The sequence below is a fragment of the Pseudomonas sp. genome (assembly GCF_049300855.1).
Taxonomy (GTDB): domain Bacteria; phylum Pseudomonadota; class Gammaproteobacteria; order Pseudomonadales; family Pseudomonadaceae; genus Aquipseudomonas.
On sequence record NZ_JBAQKH010000054.1, the window covers coordinates 251,743 to 273,788 of the forward strand.

The 22,046-nt window shown below is 60.7% G+C and carries 28 protein-coding genes; 10 read left to right on the forward strand and 18 right to left on the reverse strand.

All coding sequences use genetic code 11. The features are described 5' to 3' along the window. Nucleotides 1–31 precede the first annotated feature (31 nt). The 4 genes from WA225_RS26385 to trmB all read left to right on the forward strand — a co-directional run bounded on the left by WA225_RS26385 (nucleotide 32) and on the right by trmB (nucleotide 2,274). Nucleotides 32–412: a DUF423 domain-containing protein gene (locus WA225_RS26385; protein WP_422610241.1), complete on the forward strand. Its 381-nt coding sequence runs from the start codon at nucleotides 32–34 to the stop codon at nucleotides 410–412. Between the two features lie 71 nt (nucleotides 413–483). Next, nucleotides 484–684 (forward strand): sulfur carrier protein ThiS, encoded by a 201-nt coding sequence (gene thiS, locus WA225_RS26390; protein WP_122604433.1) that lies wholly within the window; start codon nucleotides 484–486, stop codon nucleotides 682–684. 60 nt (nucleotides 685–744) lie between these two features. After that, complete coding sequence (locus WA225_RS26395) at nucleotides 745–1,539, forward strand: thiazole synthase (RefSeq protein WP_016983239.1); 795 nt, start codon at nucleotides 745–747, stop codon at nucleotides 1,537–1,539. A 9-nt stretch (nucleotides 1,540–1,548) separates the two neighbouring features. Further along, nucleotides 1,549–2,274, forward strand: a complete 726-nt coding sequence (trmB, locus tag WA225_RS26400) for a tRNA (guanosine(46)-N7)-methyltransferase TrmB (RefSeq protein WP_283438471.1) — start codon at nucleotides 1,549–1,551, stop codon at nucleotides 2,272–2,274. A gap of 131 nt (nucleotides 2,275–2,405) precedes the next feature. Here the strand turns inward: trmB and WA225_RS26405 are convergent, their stop codons facing one another. From WA225_RS26405 to WA225_RS26450, 10 genes are all read right to left on the reverse strand, one after another. Next, nucleotides 2,406–2,729, reverse strand: a complete 324-nt coding sequence (locus WA225_RS26405; RefSeq protein WP_422610242.1) for a DUF3392 domain-containing protein — start codon at nucleotides 2,727–2,729, stop codon at nucleotides 2,406–2,408. A gap of 35 nt (nucleotides 2,730–2,764) precedes the next feature. Further along, nucleotides 2,765–3,970, reverse strand: a complete 1,206-nt coding sequence (gene hemW / locus WA225_RS26410) for a radical SAM family heme chaperone HemW (protein WP_422610243.1) — start codon at nucleotides 3,968–3,970, stop codon at nucleotides 2,765–2,767. Further along, nucleotides 3,967–4,563 carry an RdgB/HAM1 family non-canonical purine NTP pyrophosphatase gene (rdgB, locus tag WA225_RS26415; RefSeq protein ID WP_064116272.1) on the reverse strand — a complete coding sequence of 199 codons (597 nt, stop codon included), beginning with the start codon at nucleotides 4,561–4,563 and terminating at the stop codon, nucleotides 3,967–3,969. Before rdgB ends, hemW begins: the two co-directional genes overlap by 4 nt. Then, a complete protein-coding gene (locus tag WA225_RS26420) occupies nucleotides 4,560–4,994 on the reverse strand; it encodes a DUF4426 domain-containing protein (protein WP_422610244.1) in 435 nt (144 codons plus the stop codon). The genes rdgB and WA225_RS26420 overlap by 4 nt, the downstream gene beginning before the upstream one ends. 26 nt (nucleotides 4,995–5,020) lie before the next feature. Continuing rightward, entirely contained in the window at nucleotides 5,021–5,641 is a 621-nt protein-coding gene (gene metW / locus WA225_RS26425; RefSeq protein WP_034153662.1) for a methionine biosynthesis protein MetW, read from the reverse strand. Nucleotides 5,642–5,648: 7 nt separating this feature from the next. Beyond that, on the reverse strand, nucleotides 5,649–6,788 hold the full coding sequence (gene metX, locus WA225_RS26430) for a homoserine O-succinyltransferase MetX (RefSeq protein ID WP_016983244.1): 1,140 nt from the start codon (nucleotides 6,786–6,788) through the stop codon (nucleotides 5,649–5,651). 330 nt (nucleotides 6,789–7,118) lie between these two features. Continuing rightward, nucleotides 7,119–7,415, reverse strand: coding sequence for a DUF167 domain-containing protein (locus WA225_RS26435; protein ID WP_007913642.1), 297 nt, complete (start codon nucleotides 7,413–7,415; stop codon nucleotides 7,119–7,121). Beyond that, nucleotides 7,412–8,002: a YggT family protein gene (locus WA225_RS26440; RefSeq protein WP_422610245.1), complete on the reverse strand. Its 591-nt coding sequence runs from the start codon at nucleotides 8,000–8,002 to the stop codon at nucleotides 7,412–7,414. Before WA225_RS26440 ends, WA225_RS26435 begins: the two co-directional genes overlap by 4 nt. Before the next feature lie 10 nt (nucleotides 8,003–8,012). Further along, a complete protein-coding gene (gene proC / locus WA225_RS26445; protein WP_422610246.1) occupies nucleotides 8,013–8,831 on the reverse strand; it encodes a pyrroline-5-carboxylate reductase in 819 nt (272 codons plus the stop codon). A gap of 23 nt (nucleotides 8,832–8,854) precedes the next feature. After that, nucleotides 8,855–9,541 (reverse strand): YggS family pyridoxal phosphate-dependent enzyme, encoded by a 687-nt coding sequence (locus WA225_RS26450; protein ID WP_422610247.1) that lies wholly within the window; start codon nucleotides 9,539–9,541, stop codon nucleotides 8,855–8,857. Nucleotides 9,542–9,597: 56 nt separating this feature from the next. On the opposite strand from WA225_RS26450, the gene WA225_RS26455 reads away from it, so the two are divergent. Beyond that, nucleotides 9,598–10,632: a type IV pilus twitching motility protein PilT gene (locus WA225_RS26455; protein ID WP_422610248.1), complete on the forward strand. Its 1,035-nt coding sequence runs from the start codon at nucleotides 9,598–9,600 to the stop codon at nucleotides 10,630–10,632. Between the two features lie 125 nt (nucleotides 10,633–10,757). Here the strand turns inward: WA225_RS26455 and WA225_RS26460 are convergent, their stop codons facing one another. Then, nucleotides 10,758–11,375, reverse strand: a complete 618-nt coding sequence (locus WA225_RS26460; protein WP_242207790.1) for a C40 family peptidase — start codon at nucleotides 11,373–11,375, stop codon at nucleotides 10,758–10,760. Nucleotides 11,376–11,624: 249 nt separating this feature from the next. On the opposite strand from WA225_RS26460, the gene WA225_RS26465 reads away from it, so the two are divergent. Beyond that, nucleotides 11,625–12,056 (forward strand): NINE protein, encoded by a 432-nt coding sequence (locus WA225_RS26465; protein ID WP_064116263.1) that lies wholly within the window; start codon nucleotides 11,625–11,627, stop codon nucleotides 12,054–12,056. Nucleotides 12,057–12,158: 102 nt separating this feature from the next. Here WA225_RS26465 and WA225_RS26470 read toward each other — a convergent pair whose 3' ends face one another. From WA225_RS26470 to gshB, 7 genes are all read right to left on the reverse strand, one after another. Further along, nucleotides 12,159–13,430: a dihydroorotase gene (locus tag WA225_RS26470; RefSeq protein WP_110718025.1), complete on the reverse strand. Its 1,272-nt coding sequence runs from the start codon at nucleotides 13,428–13,430 to the stop codon at nucleotides 12,159–12,161. Beyond that, nucleotides 13,427–14,431 carry an aspartate carbamoyltransferase catalytic subunit gene (locus WA225_RS26475; RefSeq protein WP_007913665.1) on the reverse strand — a complete coding sequence of 335 codons (1,005 nt, stop codon included), beginning with the start codon at nucleotides 14,429–14,431 and terminating at the stop codon, nucleotides 13,427–13,429. The genes WA225_RS26470 and WA225_RS26475 overlap by 4 nt, the downstream gene beginning before the upstream one ends. A gap of 27 nt (nucleotides 14,432–14,458) precedes the next feature. Further along, complete coding sequence (pyrR, locus tag WA225_RS26480; RefSeq protein WP_064116261.1) at nucleotides 14,459–14,965, reverse strand: bifunctional pyr operon transcriptional regulator/uracil phosphoribosyltransferase PyrR; 507 nt, start codon at nucleotides 14,963–14,965, stop codon at nucleotides 14,459–14,461. A 79-nt stretch (nucleotides 14,966–15,044) separates the two neighbouring features. Continuing rightward, nucleotides 15,045–15,482: a Holliday junction resolvase RuvX gene (gene ruvX, locus WA225_RS26485; RefSeq protein WP_064589634.1), complete on the reverse strand. Its 438-nt coding sequence runs from the start codon at nucleotides 15,480–15,482 to the stop codon at nucleotides 15,045–15,047. After that, the gene (locus WA225_RS26490; RefSeq protein ID WP_422610249.1) at nucleotides 15,482–16,054 is read right to left on the reverse strand and encodes a YqgE/AlgH family protein; all 573 of its coding nucleotides are present in this window, start codon (nucleotides 16,052–16,054) and stop codon (nucleotides 15,482–15,484) included. Before WA225_RS26490 ends, ruvX begins: the two co-directional genes overlap by 1 nt. A 202-nt stretch (nucleotides 16,055–16,256) precedes the next feature. Beyond that, nucleotides 16,257–17,156 carry an energy transducer TonB gene (locus WA225_RS26495; protein WP_422610250.1) on the reverse strand — a complete coding sequence of 300 codons (900 nt, stop codon included), beginning with the start codon at nucleotides 17,154–17,156 and terminating at the stop codon, nucleotides 16,257–16,259. A gap of 107 nt (nucleotides 17,157–17,263) precedes the next feature. After that, nucleotides 17,264–18,235, reverse strand: a complete 972-nt coding sequence (gshB, locus tag WA225_RS26500) for a glutathione synthase (RefSeq protein ID WP_422610251.1) — start codon at nucleotides 18,233–18,235, stop codon at nucleotides 17,264–17,266. A 225-nt stretch (nucleotides 18,236–18,460) separates the two neighbouring features. Between gshB and pilG the strand changes: the two genes are divergently transcribed. The 4 genes from pilG (at nucleotide 18,461) to WA225_RS26520 (ending at nucleotide 22,041) form a co-directional block, all read left to right on the forward strand. After that, nucleotides 18,461–18,865 carry a twitching motility response regulator PilG gene (gene pilG / locus WA225_RS26505; RefSeq protein WP_007913673.1) on the forward strand — a complete coding sequence of 135 codons (405 nt, stop codon included), beginning with the start codon at nucleotides 18,461–18,463 and terminating at the stop codon, nucleotides 18,863–18,865. 60 nt (nucleotides 18,866–18,925) lie between these two features. Beyond that, a complete protein-coding gene (gene pilH / locus WA225_RS26510) occupies nucleotides 18,926–19,291 on the forward strand; it encodes a twitching motility response regulator PilH (protein WP_007913674.1) in 366 nt (121 codons plus the stop codon). 10 nt (nucleotides 19,292–19,301) lie between these two features. Next, nucleotides 19,302–19,841: a chemotaxis protein CheW gene (locus WA225_RS26515; RefSeq protein ID WP_422610252.1), complete on the forward strand. Its 540-nt coding sequence runs from the start codon at nucleotides 19,302–19,304 to the stop codon at nucleotides 19,839–19,841. Between the two features lie 154 nt (nucleotides 19,842–19,995). Beyond that, nucleotides 19,996–22,041 (forward strand): methyl-accepting chemotaxis protein, encoded by a 2,046-nt coding sequence (locus WA225_RS26520; protein ID WP_242207794.1) that lies wholly within the window; start codon nucleotides 19,996–19,998, stop codon nucleotides 22,039–22,041. Nucleotides 22,042–22,046: the final 5 nt, after the last annotated feature.

A 22,046-nucleotide genomic window follows, 5' to 3' on the forward strand; every position in this document is an offset into this window, starting at 1 on the left:
CCCTGCCGATCGCGTCTGACTGGAGTTCCCAATGCTGCGTGGCTTTTTGATGCTGGCCGCTTTTTTCGGTTTCACCGGTGTTGCACTGGGTGCGTTCGCCGCCCATGGCCTGAAAAACCGCCTGACACCCGAGTACCTGACGATTTTTCATACAGGCGTCACCTATCAACTGGTGCACACCTTGGCGTTGTTTGGTGTAGCGCTGTTGGCCACGCAGATTCAGGGGCGGCTGGTTGCTTGGGCGGGCGTATCGTTCACCGTTGGTATTGTGCTGTTTTCAGGCAGTCTGTACGTGCTGACCACCACCGGCATCAGCAAGCTTGGCATCATCACCCCGTTCGGCGGCCTGGCATTTCTGGCCGGTTGGGTATGCCTGGGGCTCGCCGCCTGGCGCTTGCAACCAACCGCTTGACGCTTGGTGCTGACCTTTAGGTCATGATCGGGCTAGAATGCCAGCCCCAAAAAATGATGGCGGCATTACGCATGCGCATTCAATTGAACGGCGAATCCCTTGAACTGCCCGACGGTGAAACCGTTGCGGCCCTGATCACCCGCCTGGAACTGACCGGACGCCGGGTGGCAGTCGAGCTCAATCTGGATATCGTTCCGCGCAGCCAGCATGCCGACACCACGCTCAATGACGGTGACAACGTCGAAGTGGTGCACGCCATCGGCGGCGGCTGATCGCCCGGCCCGCGAGGGCACAGAATTCTGCAAGACCCTCACCCTTAAAGAGGATTCCCCATGAGCATCGTTCGCAGCGACAAGCCTTTTGTTCTGGCCGGTCGTACTTACCAGTCGCGTTTGCTGGTCGGTACCGGCAAGTACCGTGACATGGAAGAAACCCGTCAGGCCATCGAAGCCTCGGGTGCCGAGATCGTCACCTTCGCCGTGCGCCGCACCAACCTGGGCCAGATCGAAGGCGAGCCGAACCTGCTCGACGTGCTGTCGCCGCAGCGCTACACCTTCCTGCCGAACACCGCCGGTTGCTACGACGCCATCGAAGCCGTGCGCACCTGCCGCCTGGCCCGTGAGCTGCTCGACGGCCACAATCTGGTCAAGCTGGAAGTGCTGGCTGACCAGAAGACCTTGTTCCCTAACGTCATCGAAACCCTCAAGGCCGCCGAAACGCTGGTCAAGGAAGGCTTCGACGTGATGGTCTACACCAGTGATGACCCGATCATTGCCCGGCAACTGGCGGAAATCGGCTGCATCGCGGTGATGCCGCTGGCCGGCCTGATCGGTTCCGGTCTGGGGATCTGCAACCCGTACAACCTGCAGATCATCCTCGAAGAAGCCAAGATTCCCGTGTTGGTCGATGCCGGTGTCGGCACTGCGTCCGACGCAACCATCGCCATGGAACTGGGTTGCGATGCGGTGCTGATGAACTCGGCCATCGCTCACGCCCAGCAGCCGGTGATGATGGCTGAAGCCATGAAACACGCCATCGTTGCAGGCCGTCTGGCCTACCTCGCTGGCCGTATGCCGAAAAAACTCTATGCCAGCGCCTCCTCGCCGCTGGATGGTCTGATCAAGTAAGAGCCATTGATGACTGAATCGAACGACACGCCTATCCAGACGGAAGAGGGCGACGAGCGCCAACACCGCCGCATCAAGAGTTTCGTGATGCGCGCCGGGCGCATGACCGAAGGCCAGCAAAAAGGTCTGGATCAAGGCACGCCGCTGTTCGTGCTGCCGCTGGCTGACGCGCCGGTGGATTACGATCAAGTGTTCGGCCGTTCGGCACCGCGCTCGCTGGAGATCGGTTTCGGCATGGGCCACTCGCTGCTGGAAATGGCAGCGGCGGCACCGGATCAGGACTTCATCGGCGTTGAAGTGCACCGCCCGGGTGTCGGCGCGCTGCTCAATGGCGTGCTGACTCAGGGCCTGACCAACCTGCGGGTCTACGATTGCGACGCGATCGAAGTGCTCAACCGTTGCATCGCCGACAACAGCCTTGATCGCCTGATGCTGTTTTTCCCGGATCCATGGCACAAGAGCCGTCACCACAAGCGTCGCATCGTTCAGGCCTCGTTCGCTGAACTGGTGCGCAGCAAGTTGAAAGTCGGCGGCATTCTGCACATGGCCACCGACTGGGAACCGTACGCCGAATACATGCTGGAAGTGATGAACGTCGCGCCGGGCTACCGCAACCTCGCCGAAGACGGCAAGTGCGTGCCACGCCCGGCCGAACGCCCGATCACCAAGTTTGAACGCCGTGGCGAACGTCTTGGCCATGGCGTATGGGATCTGAAGTTCGAAAAACTCGCCTAAGCATCAAGCAATAAAACCTGTGGGAGCGAGCTTGCTCGCGAAAGCGGATGTTCATTCAACACTGATGTTGACTGACACACCGTATTCGCGAGCAAGCTCGCTCCCACAGTTGTTTTAGGGTATTTGCGGAATCAGCGGCGGTCGGCGACTACGCCAATGAGCACGAGGACTACCAGCAGGACGGGCGCCAGGCTGTAGTTGTTGAACTGGCTCAAGCCCTTGACCACCCACGGCGTGGCGTAAATCAGCGCCGCGCCGCTGCCGATCACGCACAGCAGCGACATCAATGGCACGCGCAAGGCGCCGGCGATGCTGCCCAGACGCTGCTCGACCCAGCTTTTGAAGTCGGCGCCGAACAGCACCAGCAGGCAGCCGACCAGCGCCAGGGCGATTTCCGAGAGGTTGCTGCGGCTCCAGCGGGAGACGGTGGCGAGCAGGTCGAGTATCAAATCCATGGGTTTTTCCTTGGGACTGAAGTTGAGAGTTGGGCTCAGCTCAGAAACTGTTGCAGCAAGTCGTTGAGAAACAGCTGTCCGCGCTCGGTGGCTGCCAGACGTGACGGTTCGACCTGCAACAGACCGCTTTGTTCTGCCGCTGCCCGGCCTTCGGCGAGGCTCTCCAGCGACAGCCCGGTACGCTCCGGATACAGGCGCGACTCGACGCCTGCGGTCAGGCGCAAGGCGTTCATCAGAAACTCGAACGGCATCTCGTCGTTGGTCAGCGCTTTTTCGCCAGCTTGGAAGCTTTTTGCCGGGTTGAGGTAGTCCTTCGGCAGACGGGTTTTCCAGGTACGCACGATGCGCCCATCCGGGTGGCTGAGCTTGCCGTGCGCACCCGCGCCGATGCCGATGAAGTCGCCAAAACTCCAGTAATTGAGGTTATGTCGCGCCGGGCGTCCAGCCTGTGCATAGGCCGACACTTCGTATTGTGCATAACCGTGCTCGGCCAGCAGCGCCTGCCCGGCCTCTTGAATGTCCCATAACGTGTCGTCTTCCGGCAGCACTGGCGGCTGGTTCCAGAACACCGTGTTCGGTTCCAGCGTCAGTTGATACCAAGAGATGTGCGTAGGATTCAGTGCGATGGCCTGGCGCAGATCGCTCAAGGCATCGTCCAGCGATTGATCGGGCAAGCCGTGCATCAAGTCGAGGTTGAAGTTATCGAACCCGGCCTGACGTGCCATTCCGGCCGCGCGTACCGCTTCGTCGCCGTTGTGAATCCGTCCGAGCGCCTTGAGTTTTTCCTGCTGGAAGCTCTGGATGCCGATCGACAGGCGATTGATCCCCAGCTTGCGATACGCGACGAACTTCTCTTGCTCGAAGGTGCCGGGGTTGGCTTCCAGAGTGATTTCGATGTCGTCGGCAAACGGAATACGCTGCTCGACACCTTCGAGCAAACGCCCAAGCGCTTCTGCGCTGAACAGGCTCGGCGTGCCGCCACCAAAGAAGATCGAGCTGATTTCACGGCCGTAAACAGCGTGAAGATCCTGGTCGAGATCGGCCAGCAGCGCGTCGACGTATTCCTGCTCTGGCAGCACCGGGCTGGCGGTGTGCGAGTTGAAGTCGCAATAAGGGCATTTGCGTACACACCACGGGATGTGAATGTACAGCGCCAAGGGCGGCAGTGTCGGCAATGGCGCCCGAGGCGAGGAAGCGGCGCCGCCGACAATCAGCGACGACGCGGAGGAGTCACCGGTCATTTCAAGCCCAGACGCTGGCGCAGCAGATCCATTGCACGGGCGCGGTGGCTGATCTGGTTCTTGTCGGCCGGGCTCAGTTCGGCGCTGGACACGTCACGTTCCGGCACCCAGAACAGCGGGTCATAACCGAAACCGTGCTCGCCGCTGGCAGCGGTCAGGATGCGTCCGTGCCACAGGCCTTCGCAGAGAATCGGCAACGGATCATCGGCGTGACGCACCAATGCCAGCACGCAGACGAACTGCGCACCGCGCTCGGCTTCCGGCACATCTTTCAGTGCATCGAGCAATTTGGCATTGTTCGCCGCATCGCCCTTGCCGTCGGCATAACGCGCCGAATAAATGCCCGGCGCACCGCCAAGGAAATCCACCGCCAGACCGGAATCGTCAGCCAGCGCCGGCAGCCCGGAAATGCGTGCGGCATTGCGCGCCTTGAGGATCGCGTTCTCGACGAACGACAGACCGGTTTCTTCCGGCTCGACCTTGCTCCATTCGCCAATCGAGCGCAGTTGCACCGAGTCGCCGAGCATGGCCTGGAGTTCTTTGAGTTTGCCGGCGTTATGGCTGGCCAGTACGAGCTGCTTGATGTTCATCATTCGCCGGGAAAGAGTTCTTGGTTGAAATTGATGGTGTTGATCTTGTCGCCGTTTTGCACCTTGATCTCAAAGGTGCGGGTTTCCTGCTGCTCAACCGGATACTGGGCGATGTAGTAGATCGCGCCCTGTTCGGTGACCTGACGGAAATTCAGGGTCACGCTCTGGCTGGTCAGGTCCTTGACCGTGCCGGTGACGCTGGCGATCAGTGGTTTGCCGTCCTTGATCACTGAGACATTGATCACGCCCTGATTCTTGCTGCGGATCAGCTCCGCCGCCTTGGCGATGTCCGGTTGCAGGTAGGTCGAGTTGAAGGTGTTGTAGTGCACCGTGACGTCGCCAAAGGTTTCCTGACGCTCACCCTTGATGACATCGGCCGCCATGGCGCTGGCGCTCAGGCAGGCAGTCAATAACAACAATGCTAAACGACCCATGATCGTGCTCCTCGAAATGCCGGGATTCAGACCGCGACTTTGTGGTCTGCAAGCTGCGGGCTGCTGACGCGGTAGATACCGATCTCACCTAACAGATTAGGCCATAGCTTACTGGCCCACCCGTGACGGTGCTGTTGATCCACGGCAAGCCGATCAATGACCTTCGCATCACGTTCGCGGCAAAGTTCTTCAAAGTCTTCGAAGGTGCAGAAGTGGATGTTCGGCGTGTTGTACCAGGTGTACGGCAGGAACTCGGAGACCGGCATGCGGCCCTTACTCGCTAGGTACCAGCGGCAGCGCCAGTGACCGAAATTCGGGAAAGTGATGATGCACTGACGACCGACGCGGAGCATTTCGTCGAGGATCTTGTCCGGGTAGTGCACGGCTTGCAGGGCCTGGGTCATGACGACGATGTCGAAACTGTTGCTGGCGAAATTGCCCAGCCCCTTGTCCAGATCCTGCTCGATGACGTTGATGCCCTTGGCCACGCACTCGGCAATGTTCTCGGCGTCGTTTTCCAGGCCATAACCGGTGACATTCTTGTTGTCGCGCAGCCAGGTCAGCAACTCGCCGTCGCCGCAACCGAGGTCGAGGACGCGGCTGCCGGCGGGGATCCATTCCTGGATGATTTCCAGATCAGCTCTCATGGCTTTCTCACAGCGTGATGCGGTTCATGTAATTGCCGAACGCCTGCAAGTAGCGCGGGATCGGAATCAGGAAGGCGTCGTGGCCCTGCGGTGCGTCGATTTCCAGATAGCTGACGTCTTTGCGCGCCGCCATCAAGGCATCCACCAGCTCGCGCGAGCGGGCCGGGGAGAAGCGCCAGTCGGTGGTGAACGACATTACGCAGAACTTGGCCGTGGCGTTCTCGAAGGTTTTCGCCAGGTTATCGTCGAAGTTCGCCGCCGGATCGAAGTAGTCCAGCGCCTTGGTCATCAACAGATAGGTGTTGGCGTCGAAGCGTCCGGAGAACTCTTCGCCCTGATAACGCAGGTAGCTTTCGACCTGGAACTCGACACTGTGGAAGTCGTAGTTGAGCTTTTCGCTCTTCAGGCCACGGCCGAATTTCTCGCCCATCGAATCGTCGGACAGGTAAGTGATGTGCCCGACCATCCGTGCCAGCATCAAGCCGCGCTTGGGGATCACGCCAGCTTCCTGGAACGAGCCGCCGTGGAATTCCGGATCCGTGAGGATCGCCTGACGCGCGACTTCGTTGAAGGCGATGTTCTGCGCCGACAGCTTCGGTGCCGAGGCGATGGCCAGGCAATGACGCACGCGATCCGGATAAGTGATGGTCCATTGCAGCGCCTGCATGCCGCCGAGGCTGCCGCCGATCACCGCCGCCCACTGGCCGATGCCGAGCAGGTCAGCGAGACGCGCCTGACTGTGCACCCAGTCTTCCACGGTGAGTACCGGGAAGTCGGCACCGAACGGTTTTCCGGTCTCCGGGTTGATGCTGCTCGGGCCGGTGGAGCCGTTGCAGCCGCCGAGATTATTCAGGCTGACCACGAAGAATTTATTGGTGTCGATCGGTTTGCCGGGGCCGATGCAGCTGTCCCACCAACCGGGCTTGCGGTCGTCGACGCTGTGATAACCGGCGGCGTGATGGTGGCCGGACAAGGCGTGGCAAATCAGCACGGCGTTGCTCGCTTGCGCGTTCAGCGTGCCGTAGGTTTCGTAGATCAGGTCATAGGCGGCCAGCGAACGACCACAGGCCAGCGCCAGCGGAACGCTGAAGTGCGCGGTTTGCGGCGTCACCAGACCAACAGAATCGGGGGGAAAGGCAGTTGGCATCGACCCTGCTCTCGTTGAAATGAGGCGTAAGTCTAAAGACCGGGGGGGTTAGCGGCAAGCGGCCCTCACCCTAGCCCTCTCCCAGAGGTAGAGGGGACCGACCGAGGTGTTCTTTCGAGCTACGCCGACCTGAGCTATCGAGTTGAACTCAGGTTTTGAAAACCACCCAAATCGGCTCCCTCTCCCGGAGGAAGAGGGGACTGACTGGGATGGATGTTCGAGATACGCCGACGTGGGATATCGAGTCGAACTCAAGTTTTGAAAACACCCTGGATCGGCTCCCTCTCCAGGGGGAGAGGGCTGGGGTGAGGGGCACAGACGCCGCCAATCTCAAGACAAGCGCCCAACCAACCCCGGCAAGTCCGGCAACTTCTTCGGCGAGCAGATCTTCACTCGCTTCTGCCGGTTCAACTCGCCACTGAGCAAACTGACCTGGCTCTTGGAAACCCCAAACGCCTTGGCCAGAAAACCCATCAGATAAGCATTGGCCTTGCCCTCGACCGGCGGCGCAGTCAGGCGAATCTTAAGACGATCGCCGTGCAGCCCGGCGAAGTCATCGCTACGGGCTGCCGGTTGCAGGTGACACTCGAGGATCAAGTCGTCACCGTCCCAACGAAACCAGCTCACATCAGCAGACGGAGGATTTCCGGCATCATCGTCATCGCCGCCAGATTATTGATCACCAGCATGTCGATCAGCTTGAGCGCGAGGAAGGCGAAGATCGGCGACAGATCCAGGCCGCCGAGATTAGGCAGGAAGCGGCGGAACGGTGCCAGGGCCGGCTCGCAGATCTGGTTGACCAGCTCAGCACCCGGATTGTGGCTGCCCGGTGCGACCCACGACAGAATCACGCTGATGATCAGGGCGAAGAAGAAAATCTTCAGGAACAGCGCGGTCACGCCGATCAGCGACCAGATAAACAGTTGCAGCGGGTTGCCAGTGGTGCCGTAAGTCAGCAGCAGGGTCAGCGCTATCAGCGCCAGTTGCACCAGAATCGCCAGCACCAGCGACGACATGTCGAGGCCGAACAGGCTCGGGATGATCCGACGCAGTGGCTTGAGCAGCGGCTGGGTCGCTTTGACGATAAACTGGCACAGCGGGTTGTAGAAGTTTGCCCGTACCAGTTGCAGGACGAAGCGCAGCAGCACGATCAGCAGGTACAGGCTGCCGAGGGTTTGCAGCACGTAAACCGCTGCGGTGTTCAATCCAATCATGTAAGGCTCCTTATTTGCCCAGTTGTTCGGCCATTTCGGCCGAGCGGTGCGCGGCGGCGCCGAGTGCGGTTTCGACCAGGGCTTCAAAGCCATTGGCCTGGAATGATTTGATTGCAGCTTCCGTGGTGCCGTTTGGCGAGGTCACGCGGCGACGCAGTTCGGCAGCGTCGACATCGCTGGAGACGGCCATGTGCGCGGCACCGAGCGCGGTTTGCAGGGTCAGCTGTTCAGCGATGTCTTTCGGCAGGCCGAGTTTGACGCCGGCGGCGGTCATGGCTTCGATCAGCAGAAAGAAGTACGCCGGGCCGGAGCCGGACACAGCGGTCACCGCGTCCAGTTGCTGCTCTTCGTTGAGCCACAGGGCAATGCCGACGGCGGACAGCAGCTCTTCGGCTTGCTGACGCTGTTCGCCAGTCACTTCACTGGTCGCGTACAAGCCGCTGACGCCCTGACGCAGCAGTGCCGGGGTGTTCGGCATGCAGCGCACGATCGGCTGCTCGCCGAGCCAGGCGGTCATGCTCGCGCAGGTGATGCCGGCGGCAATGGAGACCACCAGTTGATTGGCTTTCAGGCTTGGGCGAATCGCCTCGCACACGGCTTTCATCGCCTGCGGCTTGACTGCCAGTACGATCACATCGACGCCGTCGATGGCCTGGGCGTTATCGGCAAAGGTTTCGATGCCGTGTTCGGCGCTGACTTTGGCGCGGGTTTCTTCGCCCGGATCGCTGGCACGGATGTGTGCAGCTTCCAGACCTTTGGCGCGCAGGCCGCCGATCAAACTGGCCGCCATGTTGCCCGCACCGATAAACGCAATACGTGTGTTGCTCATGTGTGGTCCTTATCTGGAAACGTTCAAGACTGGGAATAATCGCGGGCGCCAAACAGGGCCGTACCGATACGCACCCAGGTGGCGCCTTGGGCAATGGCCGACTCGAGGTCGTGGCTCATGCCCATGGACAGTGTGTCGAGCGGCAGATCGAGGCCGGCCTGCAATTTCTGCACCGCGGCGAAGGCCGCGTCTTGCTCGGCGCGATCGTCGGTCGGCTCGGGAATTGCCATCAAGCCGCGCAGCTTCAGACGCGGCAACGCGTTGATGGCCGCGGCCAATGCCGGCAGATCGGCCGGGGTGCAGCCAGATTTGCTGGCCTCACCGCTGACGTTGACCTGAATGCAGATGTTCAGCGGCGGCAGCTCGGCCGGGCGTTGTTCGGACAGACGTTGAGCGATTTTCAGGCGATCCACGGAGTGCACCCAGTCGAAATGCTCGGCGATGGCGCGAGTCTTGTTCGACTGAATGGGGCCGATGAAGTGCCAGATCAAGGGCAGGTCAGCCAGTTCGAGCTGTTTGCCCAAGGCTTCCTGCAGGTAGTTCTCGCCGAAATCCCGCAGGCCGGCGGCATACGCTTCGCGCAGGGCCTGGGCGGGTTTGGTCTTGCTCACGGCGAGCAACTGGACGCTGTTTTCAGGACGGTGTGCGGCTTGGGTCGCGGTCTGGATGCGCGAACCAACCTGAAGAATGTTGTCTGCTATCGTGGACATCAAGAGGCGCCGGCGGTCTGAAGGTTCGCGGCATTCTACTGGAATTGAGGAGCGCTATGGATATCACTGAACTGCTGGCCTTCAGCGCCAAACAGGGAGCTTCCGACCTGCACCTGTCGGCCGGTCTGCCGCCGATGATCCGGGTCGATGGCGATGTGCGGCGGATCAATCTGCCGGCGCTGGATCACAAACAAGTGCACGAATTGATCTACGACATCATGAACGACACCCAGCGGGTCGACTTCGAGAAACATCTGGAAACCGACTTTTCCTTCGAAGTGCCGGGTGTCGCGCGGTTCAGGGTTAACGCGTTTAACCAGAACCGTGGCGCGGGAGCGGTGTTCCGCACCATTCCGTCGAAGGTGCTGAGCATGGAAGACCTCGGCATGGGCGACGTCTTCCGCAAGATCACCGATGCGCCGCGCGGGCTGGTGCTGGTCACCGGGCCGACCGGTTCGGGCAAGTCGACCACGCTGGCGGCGATGATCGATTACCTCAATACCCACCGCCATCACCACATCCTGACCATTGAAGATCCGATCGAATTCGTTCACGAGTCGCGCAAATGCCTGATCAATCAGCGTGAAGTCCATCGTGATACCCGCAGTTTCGCCACGGCCTTGCGTTCAGCGTTGCGTGAAGATCCGGACGTGATTCTGGTCGGCGAGATGCGCGATCTGGAAACCATTCGCCTGGCGCTGACCGCTGCCGAGACCGGGCACTTGGTGTTCGGCACGCTGCACACTACCTCAGCGGCGAAAACCATCGACCGGGTGGTGGACGTGTTCCCCGGTGACGAGAAGTCGATGGTCCGTTCGATGCTGTCGGAGTCGTTGCTGGCGGTGGTTTCGCAGACGCTGATCAAGAAGATCGGCGGCGGGCGGGTGGCGGCGCACGAGATCATGCTGGGGACGTCGGCGATCCGTAACCTGATCCGCGAGGACAAGGTGGCGCAGATGTATTCGGCGATTCAGACCGGCGGGTCGTTGGGGATGCAGACACTGGACATGTGCCTGAAGGATCTGGTGACCAAGGGCTTGATCAGCCGCGAGCATGCGCGGGAGAAGGCGCGTACGCCGGATAATTTCTGAGGGAGTGATCGTTCCCACGCTCTGCGTGGGAATGCAGCCCGGGACGCTCTGCGTCCCTGCCGAAGCGGACGCGGAGCGTCCATTGAGGCATTCCCACGCGGAGCGTGGGAATGATCGGTATGGTATTAGCGCTGAACCACGCGCATCTGGCTCTGTTCTTTCGGCAACACCCGCTTGGCAACCACGTAATGCTGTTCCCAATACGGCTTGTTCAGCGTATCGATGCTCACCGCTTTACCACGACGCGGTGCGTGGATGAAGCGGTCGTTGCCCAGGTAGATGGCAACGTGGTTGACCCGACGGCTCTTGATGTTGAAGAAAATCAGGTCGCCCGGCTTCAGATCCTTGCGCTCGACTTTCTCACCGTGACCGCTGGCCATGGCGTTGGAGGTGCGTGGCAGGTCGAACGTCGCGTCGTTGAACGCGTATTTCACCAGGCCGCTGCAGTCGAAGCCTTTACTTGGGCTGCTGCCGCCCCAACGATAAGGCGTACCGAGGACGTTCACCGCACGGCTCAGCACGTTGCTGCTTTCCTTGCTCGCCATCGGTGGCACCAGCTTGCTGTGGCTCTTGCTGCTCAGCGTGGTGGTTTTGCTTTTGCTGCTTTTGCTCGAAGGAGCCGAAGCATGGGATTTAGGGGTAAAGCCGTTAACGTTAGGAAGACGTTGCTCACGATTGGTGGCGTGGGCGGCCAGTGGCATTAATAGGCAGATGGTTAGCCATGTCTTGAAAAATGGTCGCATTAGGCGTGGCTCTTCAGTGATAGCGCGCAACTTTATAACAGCTTTTTTGTCCCTTCTGAGTCCGTTGGTCGATTCAACTGGCGGGCAACGGAACCAAATAAGCGGCAGATTGACGCGATTGTCGGACAGAAGTCCGCTGTAATAAGGCTTTGCGCAGGGTGTAACAGTGAAGAGCCACTTGTCGGCTCGACACAAAAAAGTCACAGAAAGTCAGAAAAAATTTATCTATCGAAGCAAATGAGGTCATCCATGAACCGCTATCAGCAGGTTGCACAACCCCAGGATACGCACAGCAAGGTGATCGGCTATCTGCTGTGGATTTTCGGTTTTACCGGCGCTCACCGCTTTTATTACGGTAAACCGGTGACCGGGACGATCTGGTTCTTCACCTTCGGTTTGCTCGGCATCGGCTGGCTGATCGACCTGTTCCTGATCCCGGCGATGGACCGCGAGGCGGATCTGCGTTTTACCGCAGGGCCGATCGAATACAACGTGGCGTGGATTCTGCTGACGTTCCTTGGCGCGCTCGGTGTGCACCGGATGTATCAGGGCAAGTGGATCAGCGGACTGATCTATCTGCTGACGGGCGGGTTGTTCTTTTTGGGCGTGCTGTATGACTTCTGGACGCTGAATGATCAGGTGTCCGTGCGCAACGCCGAGGGCAGAGGCGCCTTCCAGTAAGCCATCGCTGGCAAGCCAGCTCCCACAGGTTTTTGCGCTAACCCAAAGATAGCGCAAGACCTTGTGGGAGCTGGCTTGCCAGCGATTGGGGGCAACCCGGTATCAAGCCTGGTGACTGATCCGCCCGTCCACCAGCGTGTAGCGAACCACACCCGGTAAAGTGTGCCCAATGAACGGGCAGTTCTCACCCTTCGACAGCCAGTTTTCACCGGCCACCGTCGAAGCCTGCGGATCGAACAGCACGATATCCGCCGCACCGCCCACCGCCAGTTTGCCGGCCGGCAGACGCAGTGCTTCAGCCGGGCCAGCGCTCAGGCGCGCCAGCAAGGTCGGCAGGTCGAGCAAACCATCCTCAACCAATGTCATCGCCAACGGCAGCAACAGTTCAACACTGCTGATGCCCGGTTCGGTCGCGCCGAACGGTGCCAGTTTGGCGTCACGTTCGTGCGGCTGGTGATGGCTGGAGATCGCCGAGACCACACCGGACTTCACCGCTTCACGCAAACCATCGCGGTCCGCACGGGTGCGCAGCGGCGGTTGCACGTGGTACAGGCTGCTGAAGTCGATCAGCGCTTCATCGGTCAGAATCAGTTGATACAACGCGACATCCGCCGTCACCTTCAAGCCACGGGCCTGCGCCTGAGCGATCAGGGCAACGCCGCGAGCGCTGGTCAGCTGGCTGAAGTGCGCGCGCACGCCGGTCTGCTCGACCAGCAACAGGTCGCGGGCAAGGGCCACGGTTTCAGCGGTTTCCGGAATCCCCGGCAAACCGAGGAAACTGGCCACCGCGCCTTCGTGAGCCAAACCACCCTCAGCCAGATCATGATCCTGGGAGTTGAAAATCACCGTCAGGTCGAAGGTCGCCGCATATTCCAGCGCCCGGCACAAAGTGCGGGTGTTGCGGAAACTCTCCAGACCATTGCCGAACGCCACACAACCAGCGTCGCGCAGCGCCACCAGCTCAGCCAGTTGCTCGCCGTCCAGACCTTTGCTCAGCGCGCCGATCGGGAACACCTTGGTGTTGCCGGCCTCGCGGGCGCGGTCGAGGATCAGCTCGGCCACGGCGGAGGTGTCGAGCACCGGTTTGGTTTTCGGCGGGCAGCACAGGCTGGTCACGCCACCGGCGGCGGCCGCGCGGGTTTCGCTGATGATCGAGCCTTTACGGCTGTAACCCGGCTCGCGCAGGGCAACGTTGAGGTCGACGAGGCCCGGAGCAGCGACAAGGCCTTGGGCGTCGATGGTTTCTACTGCCGTGAAACCGGCCGGGGCCGCGCCGAGGGCGACGATCTTGCAGGCTTCAACATGAATGTCGGTGATTTGATCCAGGCCGCTGCTTGGGTCGATGACGCGTGCGCCGAGAATGCTGAGCTTCACTGGGCGTTCTCCTGCTCGAATTGACGCTGCGCGGTTTGCCCGCTCATGGCCATGGACAGCACGGCCATACGAATCGCGATGCCATAGGTCACCTGATTGAGGATCACCGAGTGCGGGCCGTCGGCCACTGCTGACTCGATTTCCACGCCACGGTTGATCGGCCCCGGGTGCATGACGATGCAATCCGGTTTGGCCCCGGCCAAGCGCGCGGTGGTCAGGCCGAACAGGCGGTAGAACTCGCCTTCGCTCGGCAGCAGGCCGCCGGTCATGCGTTCACGCTGCAGGCGCAACATGATCACCACGTCGACGTCTTTCAGGCCTTCGGTCATGTCGGTGTAAACCTTCACGCCGTATTGTTCGATGCCGATCGGCAGCAGGGTTTTCGGCGCGATCACACGGATGTCCGGGCAACCGAGGGTTTTCAGCGCGAGCATGTTCGAACGTGCGACCCGCGAGTGCAGGATGTCGCCGACGATGGCCACCGAGAGGTTTTCGAAGCCGCCCTTGTGCCGACGGATGGTGAGCATGTCGAGCATGCCCTGCGTCGGGTGCGCGTGACGGCCATCGCCGCCGTTGATGATCGCCACTTGCGGGCAGACATGCTCGGCGATGAAGTGCGCGGCGCCGGAATCACCGTGGCGCACGACGAACATGTCGGCAGCCATGGCTTCGAGGTTGCGCAGGGTGTCGAGCAGGGTTTCGCCCTTGCTTGCCGACGAGGTCGACACGTTCAGGGTAATTACGTCTGCCGACAGCCGCTGGGCTGCCAGTTCGAAGGTGGTGCGGGTGCGCGTGGAGTTTTCGAAGAACACGTTGCACACGGTCTTGCCGCGCAGTAACGGGACTTTCTTCACCGCCCGGGCACCGACTTCGAGGAACGAGTCGGCAGTGTCGAGGATTTCCGTCAGCAACTCGCGGCGCAGGCCGTCGAGCGAGAGGAAGTGGCGCAGCTGGCCCTGATCATTGAGCTGCAGCGGGCGCTTGGTATCTAGAGGCGTCATCGCGAAGGGGACTCTCAATAGGGCGGATTAAAGGTTGAAATCTTGCAGTTCGAGCGTCAGCGGCTCGGGGCCGGACAGCTTGACCCGTTCGTGGGCGGCCAACGACAAGGTCGCGCCAACCACGTTGGGGCGGATCGGCAGCTCGCCGGCGTCCAGGTCCAGCAGGCAGACCAGGGTCACGCTGGCCGGGCGGCCGTAGTCGAACAATTCGTTCATGGCGGCGCGGATGGTGCGGCCGCTCATCAGCACGTCATCGATCAGCACCAGATGCTGGCCTTCGATCTCGAAGGGCAGGGCGGACGGGCGCACTTGCGGGTGCAGGCCGTTCTGGCTGAAGTCGTCGCGGTAGAAGGACACATCCAGCGTGCCCAGTGGCGCGTCGCTGCCCAGTTCCTTGAGCAAGGCCTGCGCGACCCAGATGCCGCCAGTGCGAATGCCGATGTAACGCGGTTCAGTGATGTCACGCTGGGCAAGGTGCGCCTTGAGGCGGGTCGCCATCTGGCTGATCAGATCGGCGGGATTTGGCAGGCTCATGGTTGCTCCTTGTTGGGGCGAGCCGGGTCCTTGGACGCGGCTCGGTTTTTCACTCAAAAGAAAAGCGCCGAAGCGCTTGTCAGGATTCAAACAATGCAGTGTTTTCATCGAGCCAGCCCTGCAACAGCAGAGCGGCGGCGATGGCGTCCACCGGGTTGTCGCGGTAACTGCCTTTCTGACCGCCACGGGCCAGGCGCTCGCCTTTGGCCTCGAACGTGGTCAGGCGCTCGTCATGGGTATAGAAGGGCAGGTTGAAGCGGCCATTGAGGCGCCGGGCGAATTTTTCCGCACGTACGCACATGTCGCTCGGCGTGCCGTCCATGTTCAGCGGCAGGCCAACGACGACGGCGTCAGGTTTCCATTCCTTTATAAGGGCTTCGACCTGGTTCCAGTCGGGAACGCCGTTCTGTGCCTTCAAGGTGCACAGCTCGCGGGCCTGGCCGGTAATCACCTGGCCGACCGCGACGCCGATCTGTTTGGTGCCGTAGTCGAAGCCGAGAATCAGGCGCAGGGCCATCAGGCGTGACCTGCCTGGCTGGTCAGCAGGCTGAGGTTGATCCCCAGATGCTTGGCCGCCGCTTCCAGACGCAGTTCGCTGCTGGTGTTGAAGAGGATGTCGGCGTCGTACGGGCAGTTCAGCCAGGCGTTGTCGGCGAGTTCCGCTTCCAGTTGCCCGGCTTCCCAACCGGCGTAACCGAGGGCAATCAGGCTTTTCGCCGGGCCGACGCCGTCAGCGATGGCGAACAGCACATCCTGCGAAGTCGACAGCGAGAGATCGCCGTCCAGTTGCGCGGTGGCCTGGAAGGTCTTGCCCGCCGGGTGCAGAACAAAACCGCGATCGGTCTGCACCGGGCCGCCAATGAAGATCGGCACATGCTGGCAGAGTGCTGGCGGATCGATGTCCGGACGTAATTGCTCAAGGATGTCGGCCAGATTCAGCTCTTGCGGCCGGTTGACCACGATCCCCATCGCACCATTGGCCGTGTGCTCGACGATGTAGGTCAAGGTGTGGGCAAAGTTCGGGTCGGCCATGTGGGGCATGGCGATCAGGAATTGATGCTTGAGGTAGCTGGGGCTGACGTTTTTCATGTGCGCTAGTGTGGCGTCGAAGGGGCAAACTGACAAGCTGAGGATCAGAGAACAACGCAGATCAAATGTGGGAGCGACGGTGCGACGATTCGACTTGCTCGCGAGGGCGTCAGGTCAGGCAACATCAATGGTGCATGTGCCGGCCTCTTCGCGAGCAAGTCGAATCGTCGCACCGTCGCTCCCACAAGGGTTGTGTGGTGTGTCAGTTGCTCGAGAGCTTGTCGCCTCGGGCAAATTTCCAGGTGCGGATGATTTCCAGACGGTCGATGTCCGACAAGTCCCCGGTAAACGGCGCAAACGGTGCCGCCAGTCGGACAATGCGCTGCGCCGCCTGATCCAGCAGCGGCTGGCCGGACGACTCCAGCACCAGCACTTCATACAGCGAACCGTCGCGGTTGATCGAGACCATCAGGCGCAAATTGCCGTAGATCTGCTTGCGCCGGGCTTCTTCGGGGTAATTGAGGTTGCCGATGCGCTCGACCTTCTTGCGCCAGTCGTCCTTGTACCAGGCGCCCTTGTCGCGCATGGTCGACGCCGCGCTCAAGCGGTGGATGCGTGGGCGCTTGGCGTACAGCTGTTGCTCCTTGGCCAGTTCGGCTTCGAGGCTGGCGATGTCGCTGGACAGCTGCGAGCTGTCGAATTCTGGGGCGTCGACTGTCGGTTTGACTTCGGTTTTGCTTTCTTCTTTCTTGGTCGGTGCCTTTTTCGGCTTCGGCGCGACGGTGGTCACCGCAGCCTTGGGCGCGGCCTCCTGCACTTGCGGCTTAGCGGCCGGTGGCGGGGTGACTTTCTTGACCTGATTGTCCTGGAACGGCGCCACTTCAGTGGTTTTCGGGATCGCCTTCTTGTCCAGCGTGCCGCTGCCTTCCTGATGCTCTTGGGCGAGAAAGTCAGCCTTCTCCGGCTTCTTTTCGCTCTTGAAGGTGGCGAGGGTGATTTCCAGGGTTTTGCTGATCTGCTTGGGCTCGACCATGGTGAAACCGACGCCGAGCAGCAGCGCCAAATGAATCAGCGCCGCGAGAAACAGGGTAAATCCGAGGCGATCGGCCGGGCGCACGCCACGGTGGGCGAGTTCTGCGGGCAGATCGGACGGGAGGGTCATGACAAGAAAACCAACATCGCGTTTTTCAGAGGCTGCGCATGATAACGCAATGTTGGTTTCACGCCTTGGGCTTCACGCTTCAAGCGACAGACTGCATGTGACGTGCATCAAGCTTGTGGCTTTTTGCCGGCGGCTTGCAGCTTCTTCTCGATCGCGTCCATCAACATGCCGCCGATATCGGTGCCGAAAGCATTGTCGATTTCACGGATGCAGGTCGGGCTGGTGACGTTGATTTCAGTGAGGCTTTCACCGATCACGTCGAGACCGACGAACAGCAGGCCTTTCTCACGCAAGGTCGGGCCGACTTGTGCGGCGATCCAGCGATCCTTGTCGGTCAGCGGGCGCGCTTCACCACGGCCACCGGCGGCGAGGTTGCCACGGGTTTCGCCCTGCGCCGGAATCCGCGCCAGGCAGTAATCCACCGGCTCGCCGTCGATCATCAGGATGCGTTTGTCGCCGTCCTTGATTGCCGGCAGGTAAGCCTGGCCCATGATCTGCTGGCCACCGAGGGCGGTCAGGGTTTCCAGAATCACCGACAGGTTCGGATCGCCCGCGCGGTGACGGAAAATCGAAGTACCGCCCATGCCGTCCAGCGGCTTGAGGATCACGTCGCCGTGCTTGGCGGCGAATTCACGCAGCACGTCGGCGCGGCGGCTGACCACGGTTGGCGGCGTGCACTGCGGGAACAGCGTGGCGAACAGCTTTTCATTGCAGTCGCGCAGGCTCTGCGGCTTGTTCACCACCAGTACGCCAGCGGTTTCGGCCTGTTCGAGCAGGTAGGTGGAGTAGACGAACTCCATGTCGAACGGCGGATCCTTGCGCATCAGGATCACGTCCAGATCGCTGAGCAGGTTGTCCTGTTCGGCGTCCAGTTCGAACCATTTTTCCGGGTTGGCGAAGACTTTCAGCGGCTTCATGCGCGCCCGCGCCTGACCTTCACCCTGATACAGGTCGCGCTGTTCCATATAGAACAGTTCCCAGCCGCGCTTCTGCGCGGCCAGCAGCATGGCCAGCGAGCTATCCTTTTTATAGGAGATGCTGGCGATAGGGTCCATGACAATCCCGACGCGAACGCTCATTGGGTTTTCCTCGAAAATTGGCTACCGGATCGGTATTGAAAAAGTGCCGCCAGAGTGGCGCCGGGCGGGTTTTCGGTCAAGGAAAAACCCGTCGATAGATTGCATCTGGAGACTGTGCTAAAAAGACTGGCGTAGCGTGCTGGCCCTTGAACATCAAGGGTTTCGAGCCATTCATAACCGCAAAACGGACAAATTGATTCGCAAAGGCGACGGTAGAGCCCTCTTATGGAACAGCAGTCCAGCGCCTTGAAGGTCATGGTGATCGACGACTCGAAAACGATTCGTCGCACCGCCGAAACATTGTTGAAAAATGTCGGGTGCGAAGTGATCACGGCGATCGACGGTTTCGACGCCCTGGCGAAGATCGCCGACAACCATCCCGGGATCATTTTTGTCGACATCATGATGCCGCGTCTGGATGGTTATCAGACCTGCGCTTTAATCAAGAACAACAGTGCGTTCAAGGCCACGCCGGTGATCATGCTGTCATCGCGTGACGGGCTGTTCGACAAGGCCAAGGGGCGGATTGTCGGTTCCGATCAATTTTTGACCAAGCCTTTCAGCAAGGAAGAACTGCTCAACGCGATCCAGGCCCACGTACCGGGCTTCGCCGCCGTTTTGCCGCAGTAAGACACGTACAGTGACGCTCGGCCAGCGGGTCGGGGGTCGACAAGAAAAATGGGGAAAACCATGGCACGTATCCTGATCGTCGATGATTCGCCGACTGAAATGTACAAACTCACCGGCATGCTCGAAAAGCACGGCCATGAAGTGCTCAAAGCGGAAAACGGTGCCGACGGCGTGGCCCTGGCCCGTCAGGAAAAACCCGACGCGGTGCTGATGGACATCGTCATGCCCGGCCTCAACGGGTTTCAGGCGACCCGCCAGTTGACCAAGGATGCCGACACCAGCCACATCCCGGTGATCATCATCACCACCAAGGATCAGGAAACCGACAAGGTCTGGGGCACCCGTCAGGGCGCCAAGGACTACCTGACCAAACCGGTCGACGAAGACACCTTGATCAAGACCCTGAACAACGTGCTCAAAGGCTGATCGCGCGACCATGAGCGAATCGCTGACCGCGTTCGAACTGCTCTGGCAAATCGACCAGCGCTGCCGCTTGCTGGCGGCAGACCTGCCGTCGCAACCGGCGCGCCAGGATCGCTGGAGCGGCATCGGCTTTCGCCTTGGCGAGCATTGGTATGTGGCGCCGATGGGCGAAGTCAGCGAAGTGCTGCATGAGCCGCGTTTCACCCAGTTGCCCGGGGTCAAGCCGTGGGTCAAAGGCGTGGCTAACCTGCGCGGGCGGCTGCTGCCGATCATGGATCTGTGCGGTTTCTTCGGGCATGAGCTGTCGCCGCTGCGTAAACAGCGACGGGTGTTGGTGGTTGAGCATGGGGACGTGTTTGCCGGGTTGATGGTCGATGAGGTGATTGGCTTGCAGCACTTTGAGCAGAACAGCTTCGAACCGATCTCGATCAGCAAGCGCCAGGGTTCCAAGGCCGAGTTCGTCAAAGGCTATTTCCGGCGTGAGCAGAACTGGCGGGTGTTCAGCCTGTTTGCCCTGGCCAAATCTCCGGTGTTCATGAGCGTCGCGATATAACAGATTCAATACCATCCCCTGTGGGAGCGAGCTTGCTCGCGAAGAGGGCGTGTCAGGCGAAACAAATATCGGCTGACCCAGCGCTTTCGCGAGCAAGCTCGCTCCCACAGGGATTGCAGCAGGCCTCAAAGGTGTGGGTTAAGGGCGAGGACCGATGACAAAAGCAAAAACAGGCAAGCCGGCGGAAGGCTCGCGCAGTCGCTCGCAGATCATCGTGCTGTTCATCGCACTGATCGTGTTCATCATGCTGCTGTTCGCCAACTTCGCTTACCTCAACACCCAGGCGAACTACGACAAACAGTACATCGGCCACGCCGGTGAACTGCGCGTGCTCTCGCAACGCATCGCCAAGAACGCCACCGAAGCCGCCGCCGGCAAGGCTGCCGCGTTCAAGCTGCTCAGCGATGCGCGCAACGATTTCGCCCAGCGCTGGGGTTACCTGAAGAAGGGCGATCCGGCCACCGGCCTGCCGCCAGCACCTGCCACCGTGCGCCCGGAAATGCGCGCCGTGCAGCTCGACTGGGAACGTCTGCTGAAAAACACCGACGCGATTCTTTCCAGCGAACAGACCGTGCTGTCACTGCATCAGGTCGCCGCGACCCTGGCTGAAACCGTGCCGCAGTTGCAGATCGAATACGAAAAAGTCGTCGAAATCCTCCTCCAGCGCGGTGCCCCGGCGGCGCAAGTGGCCATGGCCCAACGTCAGTCGCTGCTCGCCGAACGCATCCTCGGCGCGGTCAACACCGTGCTTGCCGGCGACGAAAACTCGCAGCAAGCCGCCGACGCCTTTGGCCGCGATGCCACGCGTTTCGGCCAAGTGCTCAACGGTATGCTGCAAGGCAATCCGACGCTGAAAATCAGCCAGGTTGAAGACCGTGATGCCCGTGCTCGTTTGAGCGAGATCTCCGAGCTGTTCCAGTTCGTTTCCGGCTCCGTCGATGAAATCCTCGAAACCTCGCCGGAGCTGTTCAAAGTCCGCGAATCGGCGAGCAACATCTTCAGCCTCTCGCAAACCCTGCTCGACGAAGCCTCGCACCTGGCGACCGGTTTCGAGAACCTTGCCGGCGGACGCAACACCGACACCATCGGCGGCTACGTCCTCGGTTTGCTGGCGCTGGCTTCGATTATCCTCATCGGCATGGTCATGGTCCGCGAAACCAATCGCCAGTTGCGTGAAACCGCCGAAAAGAACGAGCGCAACCAGAACGCGATCATGCGTCTGCTCGATGAAATCGAAGACCTCGCCGACGGTGACCTCACCGTGACCGCCTCCGTAACCGAAGACTTTACCGGCACCATCGCCGATTCGATCAACTACTCCGTCGACCAACTGCGCGATCTGGTCGCGACGATCAACCTCACCGCCGGCCAGGTCGCCGCTGCGGTGCAGGAAACCCAGGCCACCGCCATGCACCTGGCGCAGGCCTCGGAGCATCAGGCCCAGCAGATTTCTGAAGCCTCGACAGCGATCAGCGACATGGCCGAATCCATCGATCAGGTCTCGGCCAACGCTGCCGAGTCTTCAGCGGTAGCCGAGCGCTCCGTGGAAATTGCCAACAAGGGCAACGAGGTGGTGCACAACACCATCCACGGCATGGACAACATTCGCGAACAGATTCAGGACACCGCCAAACGCATCAAGCGTCTCGGCGAGTCGTCGCAGGAAATCGGCGACATCGTCAGCCTGATCGACGACATCGCTGACCAGACCAACATCCTCGCCCTCAACGCGGCGATTCAGGCGTCGATGGCCGGTGATGCCGGACGCGGTTTTGCGGTGGTCGCCGACGAAGTGCAGCGTCTGGCCGAACGTTCGTCCGCCGCTACCCGGCAGATCGAAACCCTGGTGCGGGCGATTCAGACTGACACCAACGAAGCCGTCATCTCGATGGAGCAAACCACCACCGAAGTGGTGCGCGGCGCGCGACTGGCGCAGGATGCCGGTGTGGCCCTGGAAGAAATCGAAGGCGTGTCGAAGACCCTTGCGGCGCTGATTCAAAGCATCTCCAACGCGGCGCAGCAGCAGACCTCGTCAGCCGGGCAGATCTCGCTGACGATGAACGTGATCCAGCAGATTACTTCGCAGACCTCGTCCGGCTCCACGGCCACTGCGGAGAGCATCGGTAACCTGGCGAAAATGGCCAGTCAGTTGCGCCGTTCGGTGTCCGGCTTCACCTTGCCGGCGGCGGAAAAAGTGTGATCGGA

Bases quoted from the DNA above. Each gene is read 5' to 3' on its own strand.
- WA225_RS26385 (WP_422610241.1), top strand. From the start codon at position 32: ATGCTGCGTGGCTTTTTGATGCTGGCCGCTTTTTTCGGTTTCACCGGT.
- thiS (WP_122604433.1), top strand. From the start codon at position 484: ATGCGCATTCAATTGAACGGCGAATCCCTTGAACTGCCCGACGGTGAA.
- WA225_RS26395 (WP_016983239.1), top strand. From the start codon at position 745: ATGAGCATCGTTCGCAGCGACAAGCCTTTTGTTCTGGCCGGTCGTACT.
- trmB (WP_283438471.1), top strand. From the start codon at position 1,549: ATGACTGAATCGAACGACACGCCTATCCAGACGGAAGAGGGCGACGAG.
- WA225_RS26405 (WP_422610242.1), bottom strand. From the start codon at position 2,729: ATGGATTTGATACTCGACCTGCTCGCCACCGTCTCCCGCTGGAGCCGC.
- hemW (WP_422610243.1), bottom strand. From the start codon at position 3,970: ATGACCGGTGACTCCTCCGCGTCGTCGCTGATTGTCGGCGGCGCCGCT.
- rdgB (WP_064116272.1), bottom strand. From the start codon at position 4,563: ATGATGAACATCAAGCAGCTCGTACTGGCCAGCCATAACGCCGGCAAA.
- WA225_RS26420 (WP_422610244.1), bottom strand. From the start codon at position 4,994: ATGGGTCGTTTAGCATTGTTGTTATTGACTGCCTGCCTGAGCGCCAGC.
- metW (WP_034153662.1), bottom strand. From the start codon at position 5,641: ATGAGAGCTGATCTGGAAATCATCCAGGAATGGATCCCCGCCGGCAGC.
- metX (WP_016983244.1), bottom strand. From the start codon at position 6,788: ATGCCAACTGCCTTTCCCCCCGATTCTGTTGGTCTGGTGACGCCGCAA.
- WA225_RS26440 (WP_422610245.1), bottom strand. From the start codon at position 8,002: ATGATTGGATTGAACACCGCAGCGGTTTACGTGCTGCAAACCCTCGGC.
- proC (WP_422610246.1), bottom strand. From the start codon at position 8,831: ATGAGCAACACACGTATTGCGTTTATCGGTGCGGGCAACATGGCGGCC.
- WA225_RS26450 (WP_422610247.1), bottom strand. From the start codon at position 9,541: ATGTCCACGATAGCAGACAACATTCTTCAGGTTGGTTCGCGCATCCAG.
- WA225_RS26455 (WP_422610248.1), top strand. From the start codon at position 9,598: ATGGATATCACTGAACTGCTGGCCTTCAGCGCCAAACAGGGAGCTTCC.
- WA225_RS26460 (WP_242207790.1), bottom strand. From the start codon at position 11,375: ATGCGACCATTTTTCAAGACATGGCTAACCATCTGCCTATTAATGCCA.
- WA225_RS26465 (WP_064116263.1), top strand. From the start codon at position 11,625: ATGAACCGCTATCAGCAGGTTGCACAACCCCAGGATACGCACAGCAAG.
- WA225_RS26475 (WP_007913665.1), bottom strand. From the start codon at position 14,431: ATGACGCCTCTAGATACCAAGCGCCCGCTGCAGCTCAATGATCAGGGC.
- pyrR (WP_064116261.1), bottom strand. From the start codon at position 14,965: ATGAGCCTGCCAAATCCCGCCGATCTGATCAGCCAGATGGCGACCCGC.
- ruvX (WP_064589634.1), bottom strand. From the start codon at position 15,482: ATGGCCCTGCGCCTGATTCTCGGCTTCGACTACGGCACCAAACAGATC.
- WA225_RS26490 (WP_422610249.1), bottom strand. From the start codon at position 16,054: ATGAAAAACGTCAGCCCCAGCTACCTCAAGCATCAATTCCTGATCGCC.
- WA225_RS26495 (WP_422610250.1), bottom strand. From the start codon at position 17,156: ATGACCCTCCCGTCCGATCTGCCCGCAGAACTCGCCCACCGTGGCGTG.
- gshB (WP_422610251.1), bottom strand. From the start codon at position 18,235: ATGAGCGTTCGCGTCGGGATTGTCATGGACCCTATCGCCAGCATCTCC.
- pilG (WP_007913673.1), top strand. From the start codon at position 18,461: ATGGAACAGCAGTCCAGCGCCTTGAAGGTCATGGTGATCGACGACTCG.
- pilH (WP_007913674.1), top strand. From the start codon at position 18,926: ATGGCACGTATCCTGATCGTCGATGATTCGCCGACTGAAATGTACAAA.
- WA225_RS26515 (WP_422610252.1), top strand. From the start codon at position 19,302: ATGAGCGAATCGCTGACCGCGTTCGAACTGCTCTGGCAAATCGACCAG.
- WA225_RS26520 (WP_242207794.1), top strand. From the start codon at position 19,996: ATGACAAAAGCAAAAACAGGCAAGCCGGCGGAAGGCTCGCGCAGTCGC.